General features: G+C 47.2%; 22 protein-coding genes. 9 read left to right on the forward strand and 13 right to left on the reverse strand.

Annotation, left to right across the window (positions count from 1 at the left end; genetic code table 11):
• Positions 1-3: 3 nt before the first annotated feature.
• The 4 genes from EOO50_RS04165 to EOO50_RS04180 all read right to left on the reverse strand — a co-directional run bounded on the left by EOO50_RS04165 (position 4) and on the right by EOO50_RS04180 (position 4141).
• A complete protein-coding gene (locus tag EOO50_RS04165) occupies positions 4-2415 on the reverse strand; it encodes a hypothetical protein (protein ID WP_290838182.1) in 2412 nt (803 codons plus the stop codon).
• A gap of 211 nt (positions 2416-2626) precedes the next feature.
• Positions 2627-3061: a PepSY-like domain-containing protein gene (locus EOO50_RS04170; RefSeq protein ID WP_290838184.1), complete on the reverse strand. Its 435-nt coding sequence runs from the start codon at positions 3059-3061 to the stop codon at positions 2627-2629.
• An 80-nt stretch (positions 3062-3141) separates the two neighbouring features.
• Positions 3142-3561, reverse strand: a complete 420-nt coding sequence (locus tag EOO50_RS04175) for a PepSY-like domain-containing protein (RefSeq protein ID WP_290838185.1) — start codon at positions 3559-3561, stop codon at positions 3142-3144.
• Positions 3562-3727: 166 nt separating this feature from the next.
• The gene (locus EOO50_RS04180; RefSeq protein WP_290838187.1) at positions 3728-4141 is read right to left on the reverse strand and encodes a PepSY-like domain-containing protein; all 414 of its coding nucleotides are present in this window, start codon (positions 4139-4141) and stop codon (positions 3728-3730) included.
• A 326-nt stretch (positions 4142-4467) separates the two neighbouring features.
• On the opposite strand from EOO50_RS04180, the gene EOO50_RS04185 reads away from it, so the two are divergent.
• Both EOO50_RS04185 and mtaB read left to right on the forward strand, forming a co-directional pair.
• Positions 4468-4758 carry an alpha-glucosidase C-terminal domain-containing protein gene (locus tag EOO50_RS04185; RefSeq protein WP_290838188.1) on the forward strand — a complete coding sequence of 97 codons (291 nt, stop codon included), beginning with the start codon at positions 4468-4470 and terminating at the stop codon, positions 4756-4758.
• A gap of 203 nt (positions 4759-4961) precedes the next feature.
• Positions 4962-6287 (forward strand): tRNA (N(6)-L-threonylcarbamoyladenosine(37)-C(2))-methylthiotransferase MtaB, encoded by a 1326-nt coding sequence (gene mtaB / locus EOO50_RS04190; protein WP_290838190.1) that lies wholly within the window; start codon positions 4962-4964, stop codon positions 6285-6287.
• A gap of 280 nt (positions 6288-6567) precedes the next feature.
• Here the strand turns inward: mtaB and EOO50_RS04195 are convergent, their stop codons facing one another.
• The 4 genes from EOO50_RS04195 to EOO50_RS04210 all read right to left on the reverse strand — a co-directional run bounded on the left by EOO50_RS04195 (position 6568) and on the right by EOO50_RS04210 (position 8524).
• Positions 6568-6981, reverse strand: coding sequence for a hypothetical protein (locus tag EOO50_RS04195; protein WP_290838191.1), 414 nt, complete (start codon positions 6979-6981; stop codon positions 6568-6570).
• 91 nt (positions 6982-7072) lie between these two features.
• Positions 7073-7414 carry a hypothetical protein gene (locus EOO50_RS04200; RefSeq protein WP_290838193.1) on the reverse strand — a complete coding sequence of 114 codons (342 nt, stop codon included), beginning with the start codon at positions 7412-7414 and terminating at the stop codon, positions 7073-7075.
• A 100-nt stretch (positions 7415-7514) separates the two neighbouring features.
• Positions 7515-7799 carry an N-acetyltransferase gene (locus tag EOO50_RS04205; RefSeq protein WP_290838194.1) on the reverse strand — a complete coding sequence of 95 codons (285 nt, stop codon included), beginning with the start codon at positions 7797-7799 and terminating at the stop codon, positions 7515-7517.
• Positions 7800-7804: 5 nt separating this feature from the next.
• Complete coding sequence (locus tag EOO50_RS04210; RefSeq protein WP_290838196.1) at positions 7805-8524, reverse strand: pirin family protein; 720 nt, start codon at positions 8522-8524, stop codon at positions 7805-7807.
• 112 nt (positions 8525-8636) lie between these two features.
• Here EOO50_RS04210 and EOO50_RS04215 point away from each other — a divergent pair, with 112 nt between their 5' ends.
• Genes EOO50_RS04215 through EOO50_RS04225 form a run of 3 tightly spaced genes read left to right on the forward strand, consistent with a single transcriptional unit; the run spans position 8637 to position 11076 of the window.
• Positions 8637-9305, forward strand: a complete 669-nt coding sequence (locus tag EOO50_RS04215; protein ID WP_290838197.1) for an alpha/beta hydrolase — start codon at positions 8637-8639, stop codon at positions 9303-9305.
• Positions 9306-9347: 42 nt separating this feature from the next.
• Positions 9348-10241 carry a lytic transglycosylase domain-containing protein gene (locus EOO50_RS04220; protein WP_290838198.1) on the forward strand — a complete coding sequence of 298 codons (894 nt, stop codon included), beginning with the start codon at positions 9348-9350 and terminating at the stop codon, positions 10239-10241.
• A gap of 4 nt (positions 10242-10245) precedes the next feature.
• The gene (locus EOO50_RS04225; protein ID WP_290838199.1) at positions 10246-11076 is read left to right on the forward strand and encodes a sulfite exporter TauE/SafE family protein; all 831 of its coding nucleotides are present in this window, start codon (positions 10246-10248) and stop codon (positions 11074-11076) included.
• Positions 11077-11105: 29 nt separating this feature from the next.
• Here the strand turns inward: EOO50_RS04225 and EOO50_RS04230 are convergent, their stop codons facing one another.
• The gene (locus EOO50_RS04230; protein WP_290838200.1) at positions 11106-11732 is read right to left on the reverse strand and encodes a redoxin domain-containing protein; all 627 of its coding nucleotides are present in this window, start codon (positions 11730-11732) and stop codon (positions 11106-11108) included.
• A 254-nt stretch (positions 11733-11986) separates the two neighbouring features.
• Positions 11987-12502 (reverse strand): DUF2892 domain-containing protein, encoded by a 516-nt coding sequence (locus tag EOO50_RS04235; protein ID WP_290838202.1) that lies wholly within the window; start codon positions 12500-12502, stop codon positions 11987-11989.
• Positions 12503-12740: 238 nt separating this feature from the next.
• Here EOO50_RS04235 and EOO50_RS04240 point away from each other — a divergent pair, with 238 nt between their 5' ends.
• The 4 genes from EOO50_RS04240 to carB all read left to right on the forward strand — a co-directional run bounded on the left by EOO50_RS04240 (position 12741) and on the right by carB (position 18222).
• The gene (locus tag EOO50_RS04240; RefSeq protein ID WP_290838203.1) at positions 12741-13967 is read left to right on the forward strand and encodes an MFS transporter; all 1227 of its coding nucleotides are present in this window, start codon (positions 12741-12743) and stop codon (positions 13965-13967) included.
• A gap of 185 nt (positions 13968-14152) precedes the next feature.
• Positions 14153-14710, forward strand: a complete 558-nt coding sequence (locus tag EOO50_RS04245) for a DNA-3-methyladenine glycosylase I (RefSeq protein ID WP_290838204.1) — start codon at positions 14153-14155, stop codon at positions 14708-14710.
• 127 nt (positions 14711-14837) lie between these two features.
• Positions 14838-14999, forward strand: coding sequence for a 50S ribosomal protein L34 (gene rpmH / locus EOO50_RS04250; protein WP_008464848.1), 162 nt, complete (start codon positions 14838-14840; stop codon positions 14997-14999).
• Positions 15000-15369: 370 nt separating this feature from the next.
• The gene (carB, locus tag EOO50_RS04255; protein ID WP_290838205.1) at positions 15370-18222 is read left to right on the forward strand and encodes a carbamoyl-phosphate synthase large subunit; all 2853 of its coding nucleotides are present in this window, start codon (positions 15370-15372) and stop codon (positions 18220-18222) included.
• Positions 18223-18400: 178 nt separating this feature from the next.
• On the opposite strand, the gene EOO50_RS04260 is transcribed toward carB, so the two are convergent.
• The 3 genes from EOO50_RS04260 to EOO50_RS04270 form a co-directional block, all read right to left on the reverse strand.
• Positions 18401-18895: a hypothetical protein gene (locus EOO50_RS04260; RefSeq protein ID WP_290838207.1), complete on the reverse strand. Its 495-nt coding sequence runs from the start codon at positions 18893-18895 to the stop codon at positions 18401-18403.
• Between the two features lie 86 nt (positions 18896-18981).
• Positions 18982-22836 (reverse strand): leucine-rich repeat domain-containing protein, encoded by a 3855-nt coding sequence (locus tag EOO50_RS04265; protein WP_290838208.1) that lies wholly within the window; start codon positions 22834-22836, stop codon positions 18982-18984.
• A gap of 79 nt (positions 22837-22915) precedes the next feature.
• Positions 22916-25552 (reverse strand): T9SS type A sorting domain-containing protein, encoded by a 2637-nt coding sequence (locus EOO50_RS04270; RefSeq protein WP_290838210.1) that lies wholly within the window; start codon positions 25550-25552, stop codon positions 22916-22918.
• Between the last annotated feature and the right edge of the window lie 4 nt (positions 25553-25556).

Genomic DNA, 25556 nt, shown 5'->3' on the forward strand with positions numbered 1-25556 from the left:
TCTTTAATTCAACTGTGGTTTCCTGACGTCGGTGTCGACCCTGATTGATTTTTCATCTCGCTCGATCGGCCTGAGCTCTCGGTTCATCGGTTTGAAACGCATCTCCGAATATTTCGACAGGTGGCCACCTCGTTCCTCATCGGCGCGAACTCCTACGACCTGATACGTGAACGCTACTGAAGATGTACCGTTTTGAAGTTCTTTTACCTCAAATCCTGAAGACGTCTTGTTGAACACGTAAACACCTTTGCAGTCGCCCTCAAGCTGTACGAATACCTTTAACGGATGTGTTTCGTCCACGCGTATGTTTTTCGCCAATATCGGGTCGATCGTGATTTTCGCGTATCCGTTCACCAACGTTCCCGTTCCGTAATCCTGAAACAATGCCTCGGGCGCTTCGGGTGCGACCATGATGCGGTCTTTCTCGTTCGTATCGCGCACGATCGTGGAAACCACGCCGAATCCGAAGATTTTATACGTTACGTTGTCTATGATCGAGCCGACTGCGGCGATTGCTGGAAAACCTCCATTCGACACGTAAAACAAACCGGGCATTTTATCTAAAATATTGGCATTGTCAGCATTGGCGCGCGCTTCGATACCGATGTTTTGTCCGCCGGCTTCGATACCTTTTCCGCTATTCACCGTCGCGACCGTCGCTCCCAGCGAAAACCAACCGAGGTTAGGTTGGATCAGATTCGCAAATGCCTGGACACCGACATTCACGCTTCCACCGTAAGCTGACGACAACGAGCCTACATTCGTTGCGCCGTTCACACTGAAATTCGCATTGCCGTAGTTGAGTGCTGCCGTGCCGGTTACCGCCAGGTAGCTGCCATATCGCGCTCCCGCAGAACCGTTGACCGTGCAGTATAATCCGTAAGCGGTTCCAGCGTATGTCGTTGCATTCGTAGTTGCATAAAGACTCATGTAATTACCTTGGAGAAACCCGCCGTAACCGTAACCTGGATTGTTTTGGGCGCGTCCGAAAACACCCACTCCGTCTGCATTACCGATGAAGGTATTTTCTCCGTAGATGGTTGTTCCTCCCGGTATGAGCGTGGCGGCATGAAATCTGGCTGTTGGTGATGCGGTTCCGACGCCCGTAAATCCGTTTGTTTGTTTTACCCGGAGTCTTTCGATGTTGTTCGTGCCGATTACAAAATCATTTGCGTCGGTTGTGCCGGCCCAATTTTCAGCGGCTCCGATGGTTGAGGTTCCGTAGGTTACAGGAACAACCGGATCGTTTAACGCGGCATTTCCATTCGTATGCCATTCGTTGCTGCTGAACATTCCCGAATTCGATGTCACGACCCAGCGCGCCAGTGTCGCATTATATAACAAGTTTACCGACGAATTGTTCACACTTGTAGAAACGAGGTTTGCACCCGTTCCCGTGAGGATCCCATTTGCAACGTTGTTATTGATGATCGTCATTGAGCGTCCGGTCGCATTGATAAGCGTAAGCATTTGCCCGTTGTCGCCGTTCGCGATCGAATTTATCGAAAATGCAGCGGCGGCACCCGTTAATCGGTAATGGCTGAACTCGCCTGTGAGCGTCAATGCGTTAGCTCCTGAAATTACAGCGATTGCCGCGCCCTCGCGCAAAGACAAATCGCCATTGACATCAAGTTTGGAATTGGCCGTATATGTGTTTACGCCGACGTTTCCGGTATTGGCGATTGAGACCGCCGAGTTTCCGAAAAAGTTCGCTCCCAAAAGCAATTTTCCCGAATTGAAGTTCTTTACCGCCATATCGCCATCGATCGCGTCGGTAAAAAACGTTCCGGTCGTCGCCGCTCCGATTTGGGCGTATTCAGTTGCGCGACCCAATGTCAAATATGTGTATTGTGTATTGGTTCCGCTGAGGATTTGCAGGCCGATCGTATTGCCGGGCGATAGGATGTCGAGTCGTGTCGCGGGATTTGCGCGTCCGATTCCGACGAAACCATTGGTTTGCCTTATTCGCATTCGCTCGATGTTGTTCGTGCCGAAAACCAGGTCGTTGGCGTCGGTCGTGCCCAAGAAGTTTTCGGCTGCGCCTATCGTAGTCGTTCCGTAAGTTACGGGAATGACCGGCGTCGCGATTCCTGAATTTCCTGAAAGATCCCAGTTGCGCGCGCCAAACGTTACCCACTGCGTACCGCTCCAATAATAATATCCGGGCGTAACACCATTGGTTCCGGTGACGGTAGCCGTATTGTATACTAAAGTAGAAATCGCCAAAGCGCCTCCTTGCGGATTGATGATCGGGGCTTCGACATTGTTTGCCGTGAGCGCCACTCGAGGCACCAGAAACCCGTTTGTCGTCGAATTTACGTCGAGCATCGCATTAGGGGTTGTGGTATTTACACCGACCTGGCCAAAAAATGCAGTCGAGGTCAGCAAGAGAACGAATAGAGTAAAGTTCCGCATAGCTGAAATATTTAAAGGTTGTTGTCCTTTAAATGTAAAAATCGCATAACGGATGACCAAATAAAATCGTCTAACTACTTAGAAATAAGTCATTTTGCAGGAATTTAGCTTATAAATCGTAACTGAAATTCGAATCGAAAAAGCATCAAATTCATTAAGAGTGTGATTTTTAATGGACGTAATGCTTTTGCAGATCCCAGAAACGGCTACGTCATTTCTGTTTTGCTTTGATGAACTTCCCGTCCTGAGTGAAATTCAAGTCGGTGTTGTTCGATATGTCGACGTCGATGTCCTTGTGGCCAATGTCGATATGCGTGATTTTTTGCTGCGGGTATTTCGCTTTCACATAGTCGACGATCGCGGGAAGAATGTAACCCGTCGGAATCGCGTTGTCGTTTCCGTCTATCTCGCGCCATTGGCCGGAGTTCGTGAATTCGATCTCGATTCCGTTCGCGAGTTCGACCTCGTACCCTTTCTCACCGATCTGGCTTTCTTTTTTCACCTTCTCGACTTTGGCGTCCTTAAAGTATTTTTCGAGGAAATTTTGTGCTTCTTTAGGCAGGTCGGTGACTTTCATTTTGCTGTCCTGGGCTTGTGTGAATGTCGCGCCCAACAAAAATATCAGGCTGAGGATCGTAGTTCTCATGGTCGTGTGTTTTAAAGTTCACCCTAATTTACGACTGCAAAAAATGAAATCCCAAGCCTTTAATACTGCGTTAAGAAGGTTTATTGAAGTAATTGTCCCTTGGCGTCGAATGCGAGCGCGATATCGCCGTTGAGGTTCACCTCGATACTATTCGCGCTTTTTTCTATGGACGTGATACGTTTGCGCGGAAAATTTGCCTGGATGTATTCTGCGACGTTTTCCGGAAGCATTGCCTTCGGAAGAGATGCTCCGTCTCCATCGACTTCACGCCAATCGCCATTTTCAGCAAATTTGATCGCCGTTCCCTGAGCGAGTCGGACCTCGTACGGAGCGGTCGATGCGTCTTTTTTGCGGCAACTTGCCACGGGACGGTTTTTATAGTGTTTGGAAAGGAAAATTTTGGCGGGTTGCGGCAATTCGGCCACTGAAATTTTAGACGATTGGGCGGTACAGAAGAAGCCGCCTGAAAGTAGGAGAGCGAAAAGGATAATGTTTTTCATAGCGTTTTTTTTTTGTGCAAAGTGCTGGATGGAAGTGCAAAGTGCAGCGTGCGAAGTTCAAAGTTAGGTGTTTGGGGGAACGGGGACGTTGTAGGATTTTGAAGATTTATTTCATTATTTGTGAAGGACTGGCTAAAGTCGAAAGTCGAAAGTCGAAAGTCTAAAGCTATTTAAGTTTGCCGTTCAGGTCGAAGGAAAGTTTCGCGCCATTTACGAGCGTGACATCTATAGACTTAGCGGTTTTGGTAGCTTTCAACAACCGATGTCCGGGTTGGGCTTTCCTGATTTGGTCGATGACGGCGGGTCCGAGAAATGTCGGTTGGATGGAATGTACTTTTCCGTCGATTTCGGTCCAGTCGCCAGATTCGGTGAGGTCGATCTCAGTGTCGTCGGCGAGAACAGCCTTGTACCGGATGTTGTCGCCCTCAGTAAACTGCATGCATTGGCGCAATGCGACGCTCGAGAAGTTAGTCTCTATGAACGTAAGCGCCTTTTCAGGAAGTTGCGACGGTTGGATCTTCTTTTTTTGGGCTTGCAGCGAACAGGCGCACAGCAACAAAAGCAAACATATTTTTCTCATATTCGGGAAACGGAATTCGTAGAAGGTAATAACTTTGTAAATCCGGATTAATTGTATTTTGACCGCAGAATTTTTTCTCAATGTATACAAAATTTTCCAGACTCATACCGTTGTTTTTCACACTTTTGCTTTTGGCGTCGGCGATTGCGTGTTCCAATGAGGATGACAGGAATGCGGCCGACGAAATTGATGCTTTCGAAGTGCTCGACGTCTCGAAGATCGATGTACGAAATTCACATCAACGCTTTCAGCTCCGCGCACGATTTGAACGGCATCACTGCCGTCTGGATTACCTGAAGAATTTGGACGTAAATATGATTTGAATCATGCCGATTTATCTGACGGGAATCGAGAATTCGTTCGGTTCGCCTTATTGCATCCGAAATTACAATTTGGTTGAAATACCGTCGACGGATCTGATCGCGTTCGAAAAAATTGCCGCCGATGAACGCGTTTTAATCGTTGTAAATCCAAGCATTGCGACGCGAACTTTGCCGCTTCCTCCAACTTCTCAAGATTCATGGTTCGATGTGATGACGCAACAGCAAACGAATGTTTCCGCTTCACTTTCGTTGGGTGCTTGCGATTTCAAGGTTTTGAGACGCGAACTCGACTGATTCCCAACCGATTGATTTTTGGGAATTGCGTTGGCGTCGTTTGAAATTTTAGCGTAAATTTGCACACCCTTTTCGGGACGCGGAATTTCAAGTTTATCGGGAACCCGCGTTAGGTCTTGAGCGGTTACCCTTTTAGCGGCGCGATAGCCAGCCGATAAAAGGTAAAAGCGGAAGACCGGCCGTAGGCAACGCCCAAATACAAAATGGAAAAGAAAAAAGTCGCATTTTACACACTTGGCTGCAAGCTCAATTTCAGTGAGACTTCGACGATCGCGCGCAGTTTTCAGGACGAAGGTTTTGATCGCGTGGACTTCGAGGAGGTCGCGGATATTTACGTGATCAACACGTGTTCGGTTACTGAAAATGCCGACAAGCAGTTCAAGCAGGTCGTGAAAAAGGCGATGAAACTCAACGACAAGGCGTTCGTCGCGGCCGTTGGTTGCTATGCGCAGTTGAAGCCTGAGGAATTGGCATCGGTTGACGGCGTCGATCTTGTTCTGGGTGCGACCGAAAAGTTTAAAATCACCGATTATATAAACGATTTGAGTAAGAACGACTTTGGCGAAGTGCATTCGTGCGAAATCGTCGAAGCTGATTTTTACGTGGGAAGTTATTCGATAGGCGATAGGACCAGGGCGTTTTTGAAGGTTCAGGACGGTTGCGATTATAAATGTACGTATTGTACGATTCCGCTCGCTCGTGGGATTTCTCGTTCGGACACTATGGAAAATGTGTTGCGCAATGCGAAGGAGATTTCAGCCCAGAACATTCGCGAGATCGTTTTGACGGGCGTGAATATCGGCGATTATGGGAAAGGTGAGTTCGGAAATAAGAAACACGAGCACACTTTTTACGAATTAGTGCAGAATTTGGATAAGGTCGAAGGAATCGAGCGCTTGCGGATTTCATCGATCGAGCCGAATTTATTGAGGAACGAGACGATTGATTTCGTGTCGAAAAGCCGGACGTTCGTGCCTCACTTCCACATTCCGTTGCAATCGGGAAGCAATGATATTTTGAAGAAGATGAAGCGCAGGTATATGCGTGAATTGTATTCGGAACGCGTCGCTAAGATTCGCGAGGTGATGCCGCACGCTTGTGTCGGGGTTGATGTTATCGTTGGATTTCCTGGTGAAACCGATGAGCATTTCCTTGAAACGTATCACTTTTTGAACGATTTGGATATTTCGTATTTGCATGTGTTTACATATTCGGAGCGCGACAATACGGAAGCTGCCGAGTTTGACGGCGTCGTTCCGGCCAATGTTCGCGCGAAACGGTCTAAGATGTTACGCGGATTGTCGGTTAAGAAACGCCGTGCTTTTTATGAGAGTCAATTGAACTCGACGCGCACGGTTTTGTTCGAGGCCGAAAACAAGGAAGGTTATATTCACGGTTTTACGGAGAATTACGTGAAGGTGAAAACGCCTTGGAATCCGGAGTTGGTGAACACTTTGCATGAGGTTACGTTGACGAGGATTGACGATGATGGGATCGTGAGGATGGAATTTGTGGATGTTTTGGTTTAGGATTTTCGACAAATTCAAAGTTCGGAGATTGCAACGCTGGTAACGGATATGTTTTTTTCGTCACCTTAAAATTACCACCACCACCCGCCCGAAAGTTAGTGCGATTCGCGATTCTTCGAATACACGAAAACTGCATCAATTCCTAAATTATCCGAAGCTTTTTCACACCCACGCAAAACCCTCAAACGCAAATTCAATCCTATTCCCAACGTTTAATTCAATCTCATCAGCTAAAAAACGCACATCATAAATCCATCGTAGCTTATCCATAACCTATCTATCAAACAAGTTTTCCATAACTATTACAATATTCCTTTCCCTCTTTCGGGTGCGTGAATTTCAACGCCGACCAAACGGAATCGATACCTATCGACTTGCTTTCGACCAATCCATATCCATATCCGATCTTGATAACAATTTTGATATTCAAATCGGTGTTCTCTTGTCCCGACTTTGGCCAAGAAACCCACAACATTCCCGTCGGCTTGAGATGCTTTTTGAGAGTTTGAAATTCTTCGTGAAACTTTTGTTGCGTCACGACAAAAAAATGGATGTAATCGAATTCACCCGTTAATTTATCATGGATGTCAACATCAGGTATGTCCGCCGTTTTCAAAAATTTTTCAGGCGCGTTTACGAGAAAAGTTCGCATGCCTTGATTGATCCCGAGTTTTTGTGAAACCGATTTCTCCATTTTTCCAGTTCAGAATTTTGCTGAGAGTCAAGCGAGTGAAATTCCCAATCAGTTCACGAAATAAAAACGCTACATCTCGCGCAACGAAATCCTAATATTTCGAGTGAAACCTCACCTTCGTAATCCGATACACATTCACGCCGTACAACTCCACGAACTCATATACATGACGGCCGGGATGTTTGAAGTCGACCAACCGTTCGGCTGAAATCTCATAGTACATTTTCTCACCCTCCATCATGAGTCGCGCGCCGCTGTTGCGATAGGCCGATCGGATCAACGTAAATTCAGATAAGTTCCAGGTCGTGAGGTTCGCGTCGAATGTATCGCCGTGCGAATAAAGCCCTTCAGTGATTTCAGTCAGATCGCCGTAGTATTTTTGAATGCCTTCGAAAAATTCGACAACCTTTTCACGGAGTTCGTTTGATATCATTTTCTAAACGTAAGATTTTTTTCCATAAATAAAAAACCGCTTTCAGTTGAAAACGGTCAATTCATTGATTTTATTACGTGGCATGTCACCAGGTGTAGCCTTAAATTTTTATCCCCGGCGGCAACAAATCCTTGTACTTCGGATTCTTCCTAAAGAAAGCCGCAATTTTGGGAAACGTCGGTACGACCTTGAATTTCTTCTCATACGCCGTCGCGAGAATCTCGTCGAGCAGTTCGTTGATGAAATCCTCGTTGGCGAAACCTTCGGGCGTCACGATACGCGTGAGGAAAATCTTGCGTTCCTGATACGAATATTCCACGGTGATGAGCTTGCCGTCGGCAGTCGCTTCGAATTGTCTTTGAAAAGTATTGTCCTTGATCTCCATAATCGTCAATTTGTCATTGGCACTTCTACGATGAGTAATTTTGCGGCGTCTTTCACCTTAATATTGAATTCGCCGAATGCGGTTATCCCGATCGCATCGCGCATTCCGAGCGATTCGTCGGCGATCTCGATGCTGCCTTCAAGTACGAAAACGTACGCGCCTTGGTTTTTCGCGTGGCTTTCATACGAAATTGTTTTGCCCGAATCGAAAATCCCCAGATTGAACCACGTCTGTTGATAGACCCAAAGCGCATTCCCGTCGTTTTTGTCCGACGGAGAAACTACGTTCACAAACGAATTTCGGCTGTTCTCCAAATCGAATGACTTTTGATCGTAACGCGGTTCCACATTTTGCTTTTCCGGGAATACCCAAAGTTGTAGCGTCTTGGCACGCTGGGTTGCGCTCGCGTTCATCTCGGAATGTAGAATCCCCGTGCCCGCGCTCATCACCTGGACTTCCCCGAACCCGATCACGCCCTCGTTGCCCATGCTGTCGCGGTGCTTCAAACCACCTTCGAGCGGAATCGTGATGATTTCCATATTGTCGTGCGGATGCGTCCCGAAACCAGCTCCGGCAGCGATCGTATCGTCGTTCAACACGCGCAACATCCCGAACTGTATATTCTTCGGGTTGAAGTAATTTGCGAACGAAAACGAAAAGTTGGCTTGTAGCCAGCCATGATCGGCTTTACCGCGTTTGTCGGCCGGAAATAATTCTGTAATCATAATTTAGTGATAAAATAATCGGGCGCTTTAGGGCAATGCGCCAAAAAAAGTACTTTTATACAAATTTCGACATTTAATTCCGTTCAGCTGTTAGGAATTCGTTAAAACAATTATGAGGAAAATTCCCGTTTATTTTATGCCCGGACTCGCCGCCAGTCCTGAGATTTTTGAAAATATCGAACTGCCCGAGGACGAGTTCGAAATCCATTTGCTCGAATGGACGTTGCCATTGCCCGGAGAAAAGCTCACCGATTACGCCGAACGCATGTCGAAAATGATAACCGAGGAAAATCCCGTGATCATCGGCGTTTCGTTCGGAGGCGTGCTCGTGCAGGAAATGGCGCAGTTCGTGAAGCCTTTCCGAACCATCATCATATCAAGCGTAAAGTGCAATTCCGAATTTCCACTTCGGATGAAAATGGCCAAATACACCAAACTCTACAAGATTTTCCCGACCGGAATGGTGCAGGATTTGGAGCGTTTCCAAAAGCTGCCATTCGGTGGAAAACTGCGACAACGCTTCAAATTATACGAGAAGTTCCTCGCGATGCGCGACAAGATTTACCTCGATTGGGCGCTTGAGCAGATCATAATCTGGGATAGGAAAACCCCCGATCCGAATGTCATACACATACACGGCGAGATCGACGACGTTTTCCCGCCAAAGCACATCCTGAGCGGCTTCATTCCCGTCAAAGGCGGCACGCACATAATGATCCTCAACAAATTCAAATGGATCAACGAAAACCTTCCCAAAATAATCCGCGACGGAAAACTTTAAACCCGTTTTTTGTAGCTTTACCACAAACGAAAATTCCCTGCCATGAAAACTTTCCAAAAAATCAGCCTGATCGCCGTCATCGCATTAGCGAGCAGTTTCCTAATTTACGGCGTTTCCACCGACACCAAAAAAGAAATCCTAAAAGAAGGAACGGCCATGTATTTCCCGACCCAGGTCGATTTTGCTGGCGAACCGACTCCTTTGAACATATCCGACGTGCGCGAACGATTCGATCGCGAATTGCTCGTCAACGCGAATCTCGATGCGACGACATTACTCATCTTGAAAAGAGCGAACCGAGCGTTTCCCATAATCGAACCGATCCTTGCCAAAAACGGCGTTCCCGACGATTTTAAATATTTGGCCGTAATCGAAAGCGGTCTCGTAAATGCGGTTTCTCCAGCCGGCGCGAGAGGCGTTTGGCAATTCATGCCTGAAACGGCGAAGGAAAAGGGAATGGAAGTCAATGAAACCGTCGACGAACGTTATCACCTCGAAAAATCGACCGAAGCGGCCTGCAGGTATTTACTCGACGCGAAGGCCAAATTCGGGAACTGGACATTGGCCGCGGCCTCGTACAACGGCGGAATGGGCGGCGTGAACAAACAGATCACGTTCCAAAAAGTTTCGAATTACTACGATTTGCTGTTAACCGACGAAACGGCGCGTTACGTGTTCCGAATCCTTGCGCTCAAAGAAATCATGAAAAATCCAGCGTTGTACGGATTTACGATCGCGCCCGAGGAAATGTATCCATTGCTCCCGACTCGCAAGATCGACGTTGATTCAAGCATCGTTGATTTGGCGACATTCGCACAAAGCCAAGGCATAAACTACAAGATTTTAAAAATCCACAATCCGTGGTTGCGCGACCGAAAATTGCCGAACGCCGCACGAAAAAAATACACCCTGGAAATCCCGACTAGCGGTTATTGATTACATGGAAAATTTTTGGGTTCTCATATTGATCGGTTTCCTGATCGGAACCATCGGCACGCTGATCGGCGCAGGCGGCGGTTTCTTGCTCGTGCCGTTGTTGCTGATGTTTCATCCCGAATTCGATCCGGGAACGGTCACGGCGATCTCGATGGCGATCGTGGCGGCGAATTCCATATCGGGAACATCGGCATACATGTACAACAAACGCGTCGATTATAAGGCGGGACTTATTTTCGCGGTCTGCACGATTCCGGGTTCGATCTTGGGCGTGTTGACATCGAAGAATATGGAAAAGGGCACGTTCGACATCGCGTTCGGTGTAATCTTGATCGGACTTGCCACATTTTTATTTATCAAAGGCGGAAAGGCAAAGCCGCAAGACAAGACAATTCTCAATCACAAAGGCTGGACGCACAGTAAAATAACCGACCGCTCGGGCGAAACCCACGAATACAGTTACGATTGGCGCAAAGGAACTTTCCTGAGCGTAATTGTAGGTTATCTTTCCCCGATCCTGGGAATAGGCGGCGGCATCATCCACGTGCCCGCGATGGTCGAATGGCTGCGATTTCCGGTCCATATCGCGACGGCGACTTCTCATTTCATTTTGGCGATCATGGCTTCGGTTACGGTTTTCACGCATTTCCTCGACGGAAGTTACGCGTCGCCCCAAGTGCAGCATTTGGTGCTTTGGTTGATCATCGGCGTTATTCCCGGTGCGCAACTGGGCGCGAAATTGTCGCATAAAATAAAGGGAAAAGCGATCATACGGTCATTGGCCGTCTGTCTTGCTTTGGTCGCGGTGCGCATCCTGTTTGGAAAGTTCGTTTAAAAAAATAAGCGCCTTTCGAGCGCTTTTCATTAATCGGTCGTGGCGGCAAGTTGCGTGGCTTGTTGGTTTTTCTCGAAGAAACTCGAGAGCCTTTCGTTGAAGACCGTATAATTCATTTCCATTGCGGTTTTTGATGGCGTCCGAGGCGGAATCGCGATGCCTCCGCGTTTGATGTCGACGACTTCCAAATCGGAATTCAAAAAGTACGACGTCGGGAAACCTAACGTATGCTTCAAGTTCGCGACCACCGACGCGTCATTCCGGTACGATTCGTTCGCATAACATACTTTTATCTTCGAGCTGAACTGGCGTGCGATTTTTTTCATATCCGACTTCACGTCCCAAAACACGACGATCATCTGGACCTGATCCTTATAGTTGCGCGAAAGCTTGTTCAGCGCCGAAATCTCGCCCTTGTTGATCAAACACCAGGACGAATACGTGATGATGAAAACGGGTTTCTTGATCTTGCTGAGCTTGACTTTCTTGCTGTTCACGCACTTGAACGAATAATCATCGAATTTTGAACCGACAAGATGGTTCTTGACCAATGAATCGAAAAGTTGCTGGCCTTTGGCGATGTCGCCGTTTTCGTACACCTTATCGGATTGCTTGTTGTATTTCTTGATGTTCGACTTCACCGCGTCTGAGAACATGACGGTTTTGTCTTGGCTAATAGCCAATTGCGACATCAATAAGACGGAAAGAAAAGGTAAAATTAATCTCATATTGCCCAACATTACAGATTAATACTCTAACAAATGTATATAAAGTTATCAACAAAAATTGGAAATGCGATTAAATTTTATATAAAGAAACGTTATGATTGTAATCTGACGTAATGATTTGAAATTGAGCGAAATAAAAAACCCGTTTCAATGAAACGGGTTTTTGAAATAATCGATTTTTTTTAGATGCGTTTCAATTGGTCTTTCAGCATCGTGATCTGGTCTTTTAGCATGTTTTGCTTGTCGAGTTTTTTCGCTTCGTTGAGCAGGTTCGTGGCTTCGACCTTGCGGCGTCGGCTCGCTGCGATTCCCGCGAGTTGGAGTTTTACGACCGCCATGTCCATATCCATCGTCAATCCATACTCGACAGCTTTGCGGAAATATTTCTCGGCCTGGTTCATGTTGGTTTGAGCAAGCATGATCCCATTGAGATAATTGAAGTAACCTTTTTGTTTTTGGATCAGGGCCGTCTCAGGATTCTTGATGTGCGACAGCCATTTTTGTGCGCCCGGAAAATCCTGTTTGCGCAATCTAAGGAACGCCAATAAAATGAATTCGTTCCTGAAATAAAGGAAAATCGGGATTAGAGTAAGCAGGATAAGGAAAATTCCGGTACCGGTTTCACCTTCGACAAATTGCCATATCGCCGTAATGAAAATCAATGCTGCGAGGGCGATTTTGATATTTTTATTGAACATGTTATATTTTTTAGCGATGCAAAGATAAGCGTCAATCTATATTTGGCAATATTTAAATCGGGATTGGTCGATTAAATTTCTCGGTATTCTTCAATCCGATGGCAAATTCGTTTCAAATCCATGTATATCATTTTAGCGCATTTTTTGGGCTCGTACAAAGTGCTAATTATTAAATTTGGAAACTTCGATTGCGGATATTCGCAATAACCTCAAATTTCTCCAATATAAAATACCTTTTATGCAAGCAACCCAAAATTCGAAAAAGAACGTCGTGCTCATTGTCTTGGTCGCCTCGTTAGGCTATTTCGTAGATATATATGACCTCGTGATTTTCTCGATCGTGCGTATCAAAAGTTTTCAGGACATCGGCGTGGCCGAGGAAACCATGCGTCTCAACGGCGAATACGTCATCAATATGCAGATGGCGGGACTGCTTATCGGCGGTTTCATTTGGGGCATAATCGGCGATAAATATGGCAGGCTAAAAGTGCTTTTCGGGTCGATCTTGCTGTATTCGTTGGGTAACATCGCCAATGGCTTCGTGACCGACATTAACGCGTATGCCATAATCAGGTTCATCGCCGGAATCGGTCTTGCTGGTGAACTCGGTGCCGGAATCACATTGGTCAGCGAAACCATGCACAAAGACAAACGCGGATACGGAACCATGATCGTGGCCGGCGTCGGAGTCTTGGGAGCCGCAGCCGCCTTTTATGTGGCCGAACATTTCGATTGGCGCAACGCTTATTTCGTAGGTGGTGGAATGGGATTGCTGCTGTTGCTGATGCGCGTCGGAATATTTGAATCGGGTATGTTCCAGGAAGCGTCGGGAAAAGAAGTCGTCAAAGGAAGATTCACGATGATTTTTCAGACCAAAGAACGTCTGCTGCGGTATATTTACTGCCTTTGCATCGGCTTGCCATTGTGGTTCGTCATGGGGATTTTGATCACTCAGGCGCCTGAATTCGGTGTCGCGTTGGGCGCAACCGAGCCGTTGAGCGCCGGAAAGGGAATCATGCTAGCCTACATCGGATTGTCGGTCGGCGAGGTGATCGCAGGTTTCATCGCACAGCTTACCAAATCCCGCCGATTATCGATATTCGTGTTCCATGCAATTTCCATAGTCGTCGTGTTCGTCTACTTGAGCAGCGACGGGATTACGCCGGTCCGTTTCTCGTATCTCGCGTTCTTCATGGGGCTTTCGGTAGGATATTGGGCGTCTTTCGTTACGATGGCGTCGGAACAATTCGGGACCAACCTGCGCGCGACGGTTACGACAACGGCGCCGAATTTCGTCAGAGGCGCATTGATCCCGACGACCTTGTTGTTCGAATTTTTCGTTGGCAGATACAACATAATAACGGCCGCTCATATCGTCATGGTCGTATTGACCGTGATCGCGATATTTTCAGTGTGGCGACTTAAGGAGAGTTTTGGGAAAGATCTTAATTATGTTGAGCGTTAATTGACAATTGACAATTGACAATTGACAATTCGTATCGGTAGCCGGAATATTTGATTATAAATGGACGAATGGAAGTATGTGAACCGATTGTGGAAACCGTTGGTAAAGTTGTAAATTTGAAACCACTGCTTATCGGCAGACAAGCATCCAAATAAACAAATAAACAATTCAACGAATAAACAAAAATGTCCTACTGTACCGCCATCCAAAACATGCCCGAGCCACGCCGCTCGCTACACGCCAATTACCACGACAACCATTACGGTTTTCCGATCCACGACGACGACGAGCTTTTCGGGCGATTGATCATGGAAATCAATCAAGCCGGATTGAGTTGGGAAACGATCTTGAAAAAGGAGGAAAGCTTCCGAGCCGCCTACGACAATTTCAATATCGAGAAAGTCGCGAAATATTCGGAATCTGACCGCGAACGTCTGCTTCAGGACGCAGGCATAATCCGCAACAAATTGAAAGTGAACGCGGCGATCGAAAACGCTAAGACGATTCTCGAACTTCAAAAAGAATTCGGGTCGTTCGAGAAATGGCTCGAAGCGAATCATCCCAAGTCGAAAGAAGAATGGGTAAAACTATTCAAAAAGACGTTTCGCTTCACGGGCGGAGAGATCGTGGGCGAATTCCTCATGAGCATCGGATTCCTGCCCGGAGCGCACGATTCCAACTGTAAAATCAACGATAAAATCGCATCTAGAAAACCGATGTGGCAGCAGTCAAAAAGCAAATAGAAAAAATCTCAAATATTTTTTTCAAAACCACTTGTGAAAAAAGAAACACTTCGTATATTTGCACTCGGTTTTGAAACAACGGTTTCGAACCTTTAAAACGACAGTTATCCAATAAAATATAGTAGCGATGAGCAAAAGAACATTTCAACCATCAAAGAGAAAGAGAAGAAACAAGCACGGTTTCATGGACAGAATGGCATCTGCCAATGGTAGAAAAGTCCTTGCGCGTCGTCGTGCAAAAGGACGTCACAAGTTGACGGTTTCTTCTGAGCCAAGACACAAAAAATAATGTTGGAAACAGCATATATGAAGGCGTTACTTTTATCGGTATCGCCTTTTTTTATACCTTGTCGCGAGGCTTAGACTAATGACAAAAGACTAAAGACGAAGGACAGGAAATACGTTCAAATTATTTAGTGACGATTTCAGGAGCTTATTCCGGCTGCCGCTGCGAGCTTTCTTGAAACCTGCAAATTTTCTGCATTTGCGAAGAGCTTCCGTTGGTCGCTTCCGCAAAAGCGAAAAATAATGCAGTTTTCTGCAAAAGGCTTTCCGCTTGCATCCGGGCTAATACGTCCGGGTTTTACCTCGCGATTAGTCCTTCGTCTTTCGTCATTCATCATTCGTCAAAAAAACAACTAACTACAGAAAGCAACTACATGCCAAAAGATCCCTCAATCAAATCCGTCCTCATCATCGGTTCAGGCCCAATCGTAATCGGGCAGGCTTGTGAATTCGATTATGCGGGCTCGCAATCGGCGCGTTCCATTCGTGAAGAAGGCATCGAAGTCATCCTGATCAATTCCAATCCGGCGACGATCATGACCGATCCGAGTATGGCCGACCACGTTTACCTTTTACCGCTTACGACCAAATCGATCGTGCAGATTCTCAAGGAGCATCCGCAAATCGACGCCGTGCTGCCCACAATGGGCGGACAAACGGCGCTTAACCTTTGTCTCGAAGCCGAGGAAAAAGGAATCTGGCAAGATTTCAACGTGAAACTCATAGGTGTCGACGTGAATGCGATCAACATCACTGAAGACCGCGAGCAGTTCAAACAGCTGCTTGAAAGAATCGGAATTCCCGCGGCTCCCGCAAAAACGGCGACATCGTTCTTGAAAGGAAAGGAAATCGCACAGGAATTCGGGTTTCCTTTGGTAATTCGTCCGTCGTTCACGCTTGGCGGAACGGGCGCGGCTTTCGTCCACAAAAAAGAAGATTTCGACGACTTGCTTACACGCGGTCTTGAAGCGTCACCGATTCATGAAGTCCTGATCGACAAGGCATTGCTTGGATGGAAAGAATACGAATTGGAATTGTTGCGCGACAAGAACGATAACGTCGTGATCATCTGTTCGATCGAAAATATGGATCCGATGGGCATCCACACCGGAGATTCGATCACGGTCGCCCCGGCGATGACTTTATCGGATCACACGTTTCAGAAAATGCGCGACATGGCGATCAAGATGATGCGCTCGATCGGGAATTTCGCGGGCGGTTGTAACGTTCAGTTCGCCGTTTCGCCCGATGAAAAAGAAGACATCGTCGCCATTGAGATCAATCCGCGCGTATCGCGTTCATCGGCTTTGGCATCGAAAGCGACAGGCTATCCGATCGCGAAAATCGCTTCGAAACTTGCTCTTGGCTATAACTTGGACGAACTCCAAAACCAGATCACCAAATCGACATCGGCACTTTTTGAACCGACGCTCGATTACGTCATCGTAAAAATCCCGCGTTGGAACTTCGACAAATTCGAAGGCGCCGACAGGACTTTGGGATTGCAGATGAAGTCGGTAGGCGAGGTGATGGGCATCGGACGCTCGTTCCAGGAAGCGCTCCACAAAGCCACGCAATCGCTAGAAATCAAGAGAAACGGTCTTGGCGCCGACGGAAAAGGCTACAAGAATTACGACCAGATCATTGAAAAACTAACGTTCGCAAGTTGGGATCGCGTGTTCGTGATCTACGACGCGATCGCGATGGGAATCCCGTTGTCGAGAATCCACGAGATAACGAAGATCGACATGTGGTTCTTGAAACAATACGAGGAATTGTACGCTTTGGAACGCGAGATATCAAATTACAAAGTCGACAATCTCCCGAAAGAATTGCTTTTGGAAGCCAAACAAAAAGGTTTCGCCGATAGACAAGTCGCGCACATGGTCGGATGTCTGGAATCGCAGATTTACAAGCTTCGCGAGGAAATGAACATCAAGCGCGTGTACAAACTCGTCGACACGTGTGCGGCCGAGTTTACCGCGAAAACGCCTTACTATTATTCGACGTTCGAAGCCGAAATCCAATTGGCCGACGGAACGACGTACGTACACAACGAATCGATCGTGTCCGACAAGAAAAAAGTCGTCGTTTTAGGCTCGGGCCCGAACCGCATCGGACAAGGTATCGAATTCGATTATTCGTGCGTCCACGGCGTTCTCGCAGCCAAGGAATGCGGTTACGAAACGATTATGATCAACTGTAATCCCGAAACGGTTTCGACCGACTTCGATACGGCCGACAAGTTGTATTTCGAACCGGTTTTCTGGGAACATATCTACGATATTATCCGACATGAAAAACCCGAGGGCGTTATCGTGCAATTGGGCGGACAAACCGCTTTGAAACTGGCGGAAAAGCTCGACCGCTACGGCATCAAAATCCTCGGAACAAGTTTCGACGCCTTGGATTTGGCCGAAGATCGCGGACGTTTCTCGGAACTTTTGGAATCGCTTCACATTCCGTTCCCGAAATTCGGAGTTGCCGAATCGGCTGAAGAAGCAAGCAAGTTGGCCGACGTGCTCGACTTCCCGCTTTTGGTGCGTCCATCGTACGTTTTGGGCGGACAAGGCATGAAGATCGTGATCAACAAACAGGAACTTGAAGAACACGTAATCGACCTTTTGAAAAGCATTCCCGGAAATAAATTGTTACTCGATAATTACCTCGACGGTGCGATCGAAGCCGAAGCCGATGCGATCTGCGACGGAGAAAACGTCTATATCATCGGAATCATGGAACACATCGAACCTTGCGGCATCCACTCGGGCGATTCGAATGCGACATTGCCGCCGTTCAACCTTGGCGAATTCGTGATGCAACAAATAAAAGATCACACGCACAAGATCGCGCTTGCGTTGAAAACCGTCGGACTCATCAACATCCAATTCGCGATCAAGGACGACACGGTTTATATCATCGAGGCGAATCCACGCGCATCGCGAACGGTTCCTTTTATCGCGAAAGCCTATGGCGAGCCGTATGTGAACTATGCGACGAAAGTGATGCTCGGTGTGAACAAAGTAACCGACTTCAAGTTCAATCCTCAGCTAAAAGGTTATGCGATCAAGCAACCGGTGTTCTCGTTCAGCAAATTCCATAATGTAAATAAAGCACTCGGACCTGAAATGAAATCGACCGGAGAAAGCATTTTATTCATCGACGATTTGAAGGACGACCAGTTTTACGAGTTGTATTCGAGAAGGAAGATGTATCTTTCGAAATAGGCGAAAGTGGAAAGTGGAAAGTGGAAAGTTGAAAGACGAATGACAAATGACAAATGACGAAAGACGAAGGACTGCGATCCGATTATTAAAAAAAAGCCCTGAAAATATTTCGGGGCTTTTTTGTTGCCGAATCGTCCCTTTTAAGATCTTTCGACTTTCAACTTTCTACCTCATTCTATCACCTCAAAATCCACTCCAATTCAGATTCCAATTTCCCTTTTTCCTTGAGCTTCGCATATTTTTCGAGGCCTCGGATCCGACCCAATCCGGTTTTGTTTTTCTCGTAGAACACGATCGCGGTCTCGAGTCCGGCGACATTGCCCTTAATTTGCGATTTGTCGTTTGTTTCGAGTTGGTATTTCGCCCAGCCGCCCATGTAGAGTGTGAGGCAGTCGCGGCAATCCATGAATGTGACGATGTCTTCGTATAACGTGATCTTGACGTCGGGGCTGCCTTCGACCCATTTCGTGACGAATGCGTTTACTCGACTGCGTTTTTCTTTTTGATCGGAGTAGGGCGTGTTCTGCAACCAGTTTACGGCCGCGATCAAGTCGTTTTCGTGCTTGGCATAATCGGAATCGATTTTATGGTTGAAGTTGGTCGGAACCTCGAATTCCTGGGCCGAAGCCGCGAAACCCACGAACAAAACAAGTAGGAATGAGAATCTTGCCATTTTGGATGCTTTTCCCAAAAATAATACATTTAAAAAAATAAACCCCGGTTGTTCCGGGGCTTTCTGTTTGCATTAACGTAAATGACTTATTGCTTGATGATCTTTTCGACTTTGATGCCTTCCGATGTCGTGACTTTTAGGAAGTAAATGCCGTTTGTGCGCGAGGCGATGTCGATTTTTGCCTGCGTTTCGTTCACGTTCACGATCTGCAGCAATCGGCCCTGAATGTCGTAAAGGTGAAGCGATTTGATCTCGTGTTTGCTTGTCACGTTGACTTCGTGCTGTGCCGGATTCGGATAGATTGCAATGTTGTCGTCGACGTTTACGCCCGGAACCTGCAATGTTGAAAATGTCGTTTCGGCATCGTTGGTTTCAATCGGGAAATTGTAATCAAAGAAAATATTGGCGCGTTTCGACACCATGTCGCCATTTTCCAATCCCGTGTTTGACCTGATCTTGAACAGTACGTTACCGTGTCCGCCAACAGCAGGATCGCCCGATGTAGCCTCCAATTGTATGTTCTCGAACACAAATTCCACGATGTTGCCCGTGATCGTCGTGCGAGCCGAGTGCGAGGTGTTCATGACCTGAAGCGACGGAATGTCGTACTCGTTTTCGTGAACTTCCATTCTTACGACGACGTTGACCGCGTTCGCCGATCCCGTGTTTTCGAAATTCACGATATAATGCAGGTAATCGCCGATTTCCGTTGGTGAGACACTTGCGCCTTCCAAACACGTAATGTCGTTCGGGTCGAAAGAATTCACCACGACCTGATTGAAAATGAATGTGTTGTCCGATGGTGTTTCGTCGCCCGTTACCGGCGTTACCGATGTTGTGAAGGCCAGGATGTCGCCGTTGTTCACCGCAGGCGTTTCGGTCGGGGAATTTATGTTGAATTCAAGATTGATGGCTCGGCTTTCAAACGGAAGTAACGCGCCGTATGACCACTCGAGCGTATTGGTAGTTTGGGCATCGGTTGCCGGAATCGACGTGAGCAGATCCATTTTTGAATCGTCGAACGCAAGCGTTATATTTCCTGCTAAAATCTGATTGCCCTTGTTTTTGTATACGATTTGGTAAGTGGCATCGAAACCCGGTCGCGCAGGGCTTATAGGACTGATTACGACTTCAACGTCAGGATGTACGCCGTTGGCCGACAAACAGAAACTTTGATTGCTGACATTGTAATTGGCGTTCGGGAAATTGATCGTGGCGCTTGCAGGAGAAATGTTGAACGCGCTTGCATTTTCGATGTTCGGGAATAGGGTATAATTTCCGGCACCTGAGTAGAATGTACAGATTCCATCGGTGTTGGTAAATGCCGATCCGGTTGAGAAGTCATCGGTAAAATCCACGCGGATATTGGGATGCAGCGGATCGTTTACGTTACAGCCGTTGTTGTTGCCGTCGAAAATCGTGGTTCCAATAACCGTGTTGTGTGGCCCGCCGGGTGAAAACGTACAATAGGAGTTGGAAACTGTCGTCGTCATGCCTAATGTATTCAATTGGGTTTGAACGCTTGCGAGCTCTGAATCGTCGGCGCAAATGTAAGCGAGGTTTGGATTGTTGGACACGTCGAATTCGTTTTCGAAGCTTCCGTTTTTCATGAATAATTCGGTAAGTGCGTTATTTTGTACTCTCAAATAATTCAAAGTACTGGCGTTGCTGACATCGATGGAAGTAATCTGGTTGTCGTGGCACACCAAACTGTAAAGCATTGGCGAGTTGCTCAAATCGAGACTCGTGAGTTGGTTGTGGTCGCAAATCAAACCGTAGAATGCAGGCGAGGGACTCACATCGATGCTCGTGATTTGATTCCACGAAAAATCAAGCGAAAGGAGTTGCGTAAGATTGCTGATGTCCAAACTCGTGAGCTGGTTCATTCCACAATATACATGCAACAGGTTGCTCGTGGCCTGCAAGTCGAGGTTGGTCAGCTGGTTTCCGCCACAACTAAGATATAGAAGTTGCGTCTGTGCATTCAGGTTAAGGTTCGTCATGCCATTACTGTTACATTGCAATTCAGTAAGATTTCCAACGTTGCTCAAATCAATGGAGGCCAATTGATTGGAATTGCAGTTCAGATAAACAAGATTTGGCATCGTGGACAAATTGAGTGTCGTGAGTTGGTTTACTTCACAATTGAGGTTCGTAATGTGGGTTAATCCGGTAAGGTCTAATGTCGTAAGCAGATTGCTGCTCACATAAAGTTTCGTGAGGTTTGGCATGTTCACCAGGTTAAGCGTCTCGATCTGGTTGAATCCGCATTGGAGCTCCGTGATGTTTACCAAACCTGTCATATTCACATTGGAAAGCTCGTTGTTGTTGAAGTTTAGGTAAACCAAATTCGTTAGTCCGACCAGATCGAGACTTGTCAACAAATTGTAAGAAACGTCAAGGTGCGTGAGGTTCGTCAAGTTGTTTATGGTCAAAGTAGGAATGTTGTTCTTGTTGCATCGGAGTTCTTCGAGATTCGTCAATCCGTTAACGTCCAAAGAAGTGATTTGGTTGCCGAGCGCGCCCAAAATGCCGTTGAACCCATAATTCGAACAGTCAAGATATTTGAGGTTCGTCAGGCCCGAGACCGCCAGCGAAGTGATTTGATTCCCGACGATATCATGATCAGAATAATTCGAACAATTCAAGTATTCGAGCGCGGGCAATCCTGTCAAATCAAGGCTTGAAAGCTTGTTGTTATTGCAATCCAAATGTTTTAGGTTGGGAAGATTACTCAGGTTCAGGCTCGTGATTCGGTTGCGGCTGACGTCAAGATAATCCAGATTTGGCAAGTTGCTCAAATTAACCGACGTTAGTTTGTTGTTGTTGCAATCCAAAGATTTAAGGGCGCTTATCGAGTTCAGCGTCAGTGAAGTAAGTTGGTTGTTGGAACAGTTTATCGCCCTGAGTTGCAAAGCTCCGACTCCGTTCACGGTAAAATTCGCGACTTGGCTGCCAAACATATAAAAGTTAGTGTTGGCGTTGAAGCCCGACAGATTGATCGTAACCGTGGGTTGTGCCAAATTCATGGTCATGTTCTGTACGTTCGGGAATCCGTTTAAAGTGATGTCCGAATTTTGCCCCACGTATTGAAAATTGGTCAGGGCATTCAAATTATTTCCGTTGATCACCGCGTTGTTGGGTAAGTAGGAGCATTGTAAATTCGTCAAATTCGTCAATCCGTTGAGGTTGAGAGTCGGGATGTTGTTTTCACCGCAGTTCAGGTTCGTCAGTCCGGTCAAAGCCGAAACGTCGAGCGAAGTAAGTTGGTTGTAAAAACAAAGTACTTGCGTCAGGCTCGGAATCTGGTTTACGTTTAGCGAAGTGAGTTGATTGTGGCTAACTTCAAGCGTTTGAAGTAAAGGCAAATTTGAAAGAGACAAATTGGTCAATTGGTTGTTGCTCAGAATTACGGCCGCCAGCTGGGGCAATCCGCTTAGCGTGAGGCTGATGAGATTGTTTCCGTCGGCGCTTAAGAATTTCAGTTCCGGAATAGACCCGACGTTCAGGTTCGAAATTTCATTAAAATCGCAAAAAAGGAAATCGAGTTCCACTAACGCACTCACGTCGAGGCTGGTTAGATTGTTGCCGCTGCACATGAGGCGCGTGAGATTCGTCAGGGTATTCACGTCCAAATTGGTGAGTTGGTTGTTTTGGCAGTCCAAGACGCGAAGATTCGTAAAGGCTGCAATTCCGGTAATGTCGGTGATCAAAAAACCATTGATATCAAGGTGGTGAACCAGCAATGCCTCGCTCACCTGGATTTGTCCGTCATCATTGATGTCTATTTTTATAGGGTTCGACGATGCGTCTTTTGCAATCGTATTGTCGACATCGGCAAGCAGTAACATCGTCCTGAAAACGGAATTCGGGACCGTGACGACCTGAGCGCTCATTGTGGCGGCCAGCGTCAAAAATGCCATTAGTAAAAATTTTTTCATGATTTCTTTTTGTTAAGTATTCGTTTTTTGATTGATTTTATTTGCGACAATTCCATGCAAATCAGGACGAATCGCTGCATTATTTCTTGATCAATCGTTCCACTTTGGATCCATTGTCGGTTTTGATCCTGATAAAGTAAAGCCCTGTCAGGTGAATCGAAACGTCGATTTCCGATGCGTCGGTTCGTACCTGAAGCAAGCGTCCTTGCACGTCAAACACCTCGATCGACCGCACTTCCGAATCTGATTTCACCGTCACTTTTCCAGCCGAAGGATTCGGGTAAATCGACACGCTGTCGTCCTGCTCGAATCCCGGAACTTTGAGCGCCTGATACACCGTTTCGGCCTCGTTGGTTTCGATAGGGAAGTTGTAATCGAAGAAGATATCCGCTTTTTGCGCCACTTCGTCACCTTCAACCAGCGACGCTTTCGATTTGATCTTGAACAGCACGTTCCCGTGTCCGCCTGTCGGTGGATCGCCTTGAGGGCTTTCGAGTTCGATATCCTCGAAGATAAACTCCACGATGTTTCCGCGAATCCTCGAGAAACTCGCATGAGATGAATTCATCAGTTGGAGCGAATGCATGTCGAATTTGTCGGTATCGACTTCAACTTTCACCACGACATTCTGGGCGGCCGCCGTTCCCGTGTTTTCGAAATTCACATTGTAATGCAGGTAATTACCGATTTCGGACGGAGAAACCGTCGCACCTTCCAGACAAACAATATCGTTCGGATCATAAGAACCAACTGTGGTCTGTTTGAGGCCGAACTCGTTGTCAAGCGGCAGAATATCGCCCGCTACAGGTGTTATCGTGGCCAAAAATTGAAGCAGGTCGCCTATGTTCACCGCTGGCGTCTGCGTCGGGCTGTTCAGATAGAGATTCACGACCGCGCTTCGGCTCTCGAACGGCAAAAGATCGCTGAACGTCCATTGCAGGTTGCCTGTACTTTGGCTCGAGGTCACGGGATTCGAGGAAATGAAATCCATGGTCGCTTCGGGAAACGAAAAGTTGAAATTGCCCGATACCGTGATATTTCCTTTGTTTCGGATCACGACCGCGTAACGACAAGTGAATCCTGGGCGCGCGCCGCTCAAAGGCGTAAGGACGATTTCAACGTCTGCTTGGTTGCCGTTTCGGGCGATGCAAAAATCCTGGGTGATCACGCTGTTGTCGACCGTGGCGAAACTTGCCGATGCCGATGCCGGAGTAATCGTGTAAAGCGCAGGATTCTCAAGGTTCGGTGCGAAATTGAACGTTCCCGCTCCGACGTAATGGAAATAGTGTCCGAGATTTCCGGTAAACGATGCTTCGTCGTTCGTCATCAGATCGATCCTCACATTCGATTTCACAAGGTCCGACGCATCGCAACCGTTGTCGTTGTCGTCAAATCGAACTGTTCCCGTGATCGTGTTGAAATCGCCGCCCGGAACCGTCGAACAGTAATCGTTCACTTCGACGGCCGTCAATCCTGAGGTCGTAATATCGGCGAGTGTCGAGGCGATGCTTTCCTGGTCCTGACAGATGAATTCAAGGTTGTCGCTTCCCATGAGGTAAAAGGTTTCGGAACTGCCGTTTTTGGCGAGAATGTACTTTAGCGTCGGCGTGTAATTCGCCTCGAGCGTCGTCAGGTTTTCGAGGCCCGAGATGTCGAGCGTTTCATACGGACAGCCCGTGATCGTGAGATACGTCAAGTTCGGAACCTGGCTGAAATCGATGTTGTTTATAGGCGAATCGTATACGTTGAGGCTTGTCAGGTTCGGGCAATTCGCCAAATTCATCGAAGAAATGTTCGTGTTTCCGATAATGACGTTGTTCAACGACGGCAGGTTCGAGAAATCGATCGACGTGATCGGACAAGTTGCAAGCGGTGCGCCCGAATTCCCAATGTAAATCGACGGCAAACTGTTACATCCCTGAAGGTTCAGTGTCGTGATCGCGACGCTCGCCACGTTCAGGCTCGTCATCGAAGTACAATCGGATACATCGGCAAAAGCGACGTTGTACGGGATCATCAGGTTGTCGAGCAGCGGGCAATCTGAAACATCCAACGACAAAAGTGGGCTTTCGAGCGTGAGTTCAAGCGACGTGAGCGACTGGAAACCACTCAAATCGATCGACGTCAACGGCGTTTCCCTTAGATCGACGAACGAAAGCTGGTCGCAACCTGAAAAATCGAAATCCGTGAGCGGCGTTCCTTTCGCTGAAAAACTGGCCAGCATCGGCAAGTCGGGGAAATTCGCGTCGGTGATTTGCGAATCGTTTATGTTGATAAAGTTCAAGTTGTTGCAATTTTCGATCGTAACGCTAGCCAACGAAGTATTCACGCACGAAAACGACGAAAGCGACGGCAAACCTGAGAGATGAAGCGACTGCAAACCGGCGGCGGTGTTCGTAATGTTGACGCCGTACAGATCCGCGAAGTTCGAGATGCTCAGTGAAACGAGATTCACGAAACCGGTCGGAACGCCGATGTCGGTTGAACTTCCGGCCTGAATGTCGAGGCTGTGGATCAAAGCGGCTTCGACAACCGAGATTTCGCCGTCGAGATCCGTGTCGATCGCCACGGAAACGTCCGACGCGTTCAAAGCGATGTTGTTCGACGCGGACGCGCTTAGGAGCCAGGCTTTGAGTTCGGGATCGTAATCGAAGTTCAAATTCTGGGCACTCGCCAAAGCGGGCAAAATCAATAGTGCAAGTAAAATTCTTTTCATGTCG

It is taken from the genome of Flavobacterium sp., from assembly GCF_004211145.1.
Classification (GTDB): Bacteria; Bacteroidota; Bacteroidia; order Flavobacteriales; family Flavobacteriaceae; genus Flavobacterium.

Bases quoted from the DNA above. Each gene is read 5' to 3' on its own strand.
- EOO50_RS04205 (WP_290838194.1), bottom strand. From the start codon at position 7,799: ATGGAGATCAAGGACAATACTTTTCAAAGACAATTCGAAGCGACTGCC.
- EOO50_RS04210 (WP_290838196.1), bottom strand. From the start codon at position 8,524: ATGATTACAGAATTATTTCCGGCCGACAAACGCGGTAAAGCCGATCAT.
- EOO50_RS04220 (WP_290838198.1), top strand. From the start codon at position 9,348: ATGAAAACTTTCCAAAAAATCAGCCTGATCGCCGTCATCGCATTAGCG.
- EOO50_RS04195 (WP_290838191.1), bottom strand. From the start codon at position 6,981: ATGGAGAAATCGGTTTCACAAAAACTCGGGATCAATCAAGGCATGCGA.
- EOO50_RS04245 (WP_290838204.1), top strand. From the start codon at position 14,153: ATGTCCTACTGTACCGCCATCCAAAACATGCCCGAGCCACGCCGCTCG.
- EOO50_RS04225 (WP_290838199.1), top strand. From the start codon at position 10,246: ATGGAAAATTTTTGGGTTCTCATATTGATCGGTTTCCTGATCGGAACC.
- EOO50_RS04180 (WP_290838187.1), bottom strand. From the start codon at position 4,141: ATGAGAAAAATATGTTTGCTTTTGTTGCTGTGCGCCTGTTCGCTGCAA.
- EOO50_RS04185 (WP_290838188.1), top strand. From the start codon at position 4,468: ATGCCGATTTATCTGACGGGAATCGAGAATTCGTTCGGTTCGCCTTAT.
- carB (WP_290838205.1), top strand. From the start codon at position 15,370: ATGCCAAAAGATCCCTCAATCAAATCCGTCCTCATCATCGGTTCAGGC.
- EOO50_RS04165 (WP_290838182.1), bottom strand. From the start codon at position 2,415: ATGCGGAACTTTACTCTATTCGTTCTCTTGCTGACCTCGACTGCATTT.
- rpmH (WP_008464848.1), top strand. From the start codon at position 14,838: ATGAGCAAAAGAACATTTCAACCATCAAAGAGAAAGAGAAGAAACAAG.
- EOO50_RS04235 (WP_290838202.1), bottom strand. From the start codon at position 12,502: ATGTTCAATAAAAATATCAAAATCGCCCTCGCAGCATTGATTTTCATT.
- EOO50_RS04270 (WP_290838210.1), bottom strand. From the start codon at position 25,552: ATGAAAAGAATTTTACTTGCACTATTGATTTTGCCCGCTTTGGCGAGT.
- EOO50_RS04265 (WP_290838208.1), bottom strand. From the start codon at position 22,836: ATGAAAAAATTTTTACTAATGGCATTTTTGACGCTGGCCGCCACAATG.
- EOO50_RS04240 (WP_290838203.1), top strand. From the start codon at position 12,741: ATGCAAGCAACCCAAAATTCGAAAAAGAACGTCGTGCTCATTGTCTTG.
- EOO50_RS04170 (WP_290838184.1), bottom strand. From the start codon at position 3,061: ATGAGAACTACGATCCTCAGCCTGATATTTTTGTTGGGCGCGACATTC.
- mtaB (WP_290838190.1), top strand. From the start codon at position 4,962: ATGGAAAAGAAAAAAGTCGCATTTTACACACTTGGCTGCAAGCTCAAT.
- EOO50_RS04215 (WP_290838197.1), top strand. From the start codon at position 8,637: ATGAGGAAAATTCCCGTTTATTTTATGCCCGGACTCGCCGCCAGTCCT.
- EOO50_RS04175 (WP_290838185.1), bottom strand. From the start codon at position 3,561: ATGAAAAACATTATCCTTTTCGCTCTCCTACTTTCAGGCGGCTTCTTC.
- EOO50_RS04230 (WP_290838200.1), bottom strand. From the start codon at position 11,732: ATGTTCTCAGACGCGGTGAAGTCGAACATCAAGAAATACAACAAGCAA.
- EOO50_RS04200 (WP_290838193.1), bottom strand. From the start codon at position 7,414: ATGATATCAAACGAACTCCGTGAAAAGGTTGTCGAATTTTTCGAAGGC.
- EOO50_RS04260 (WP_290838207.1), bottom strand. From the start codon at position 18,895: ATGGCAAGATTCTCATTCCTACTTGTTTTGTTCGTGGGTTTCGCGGCT.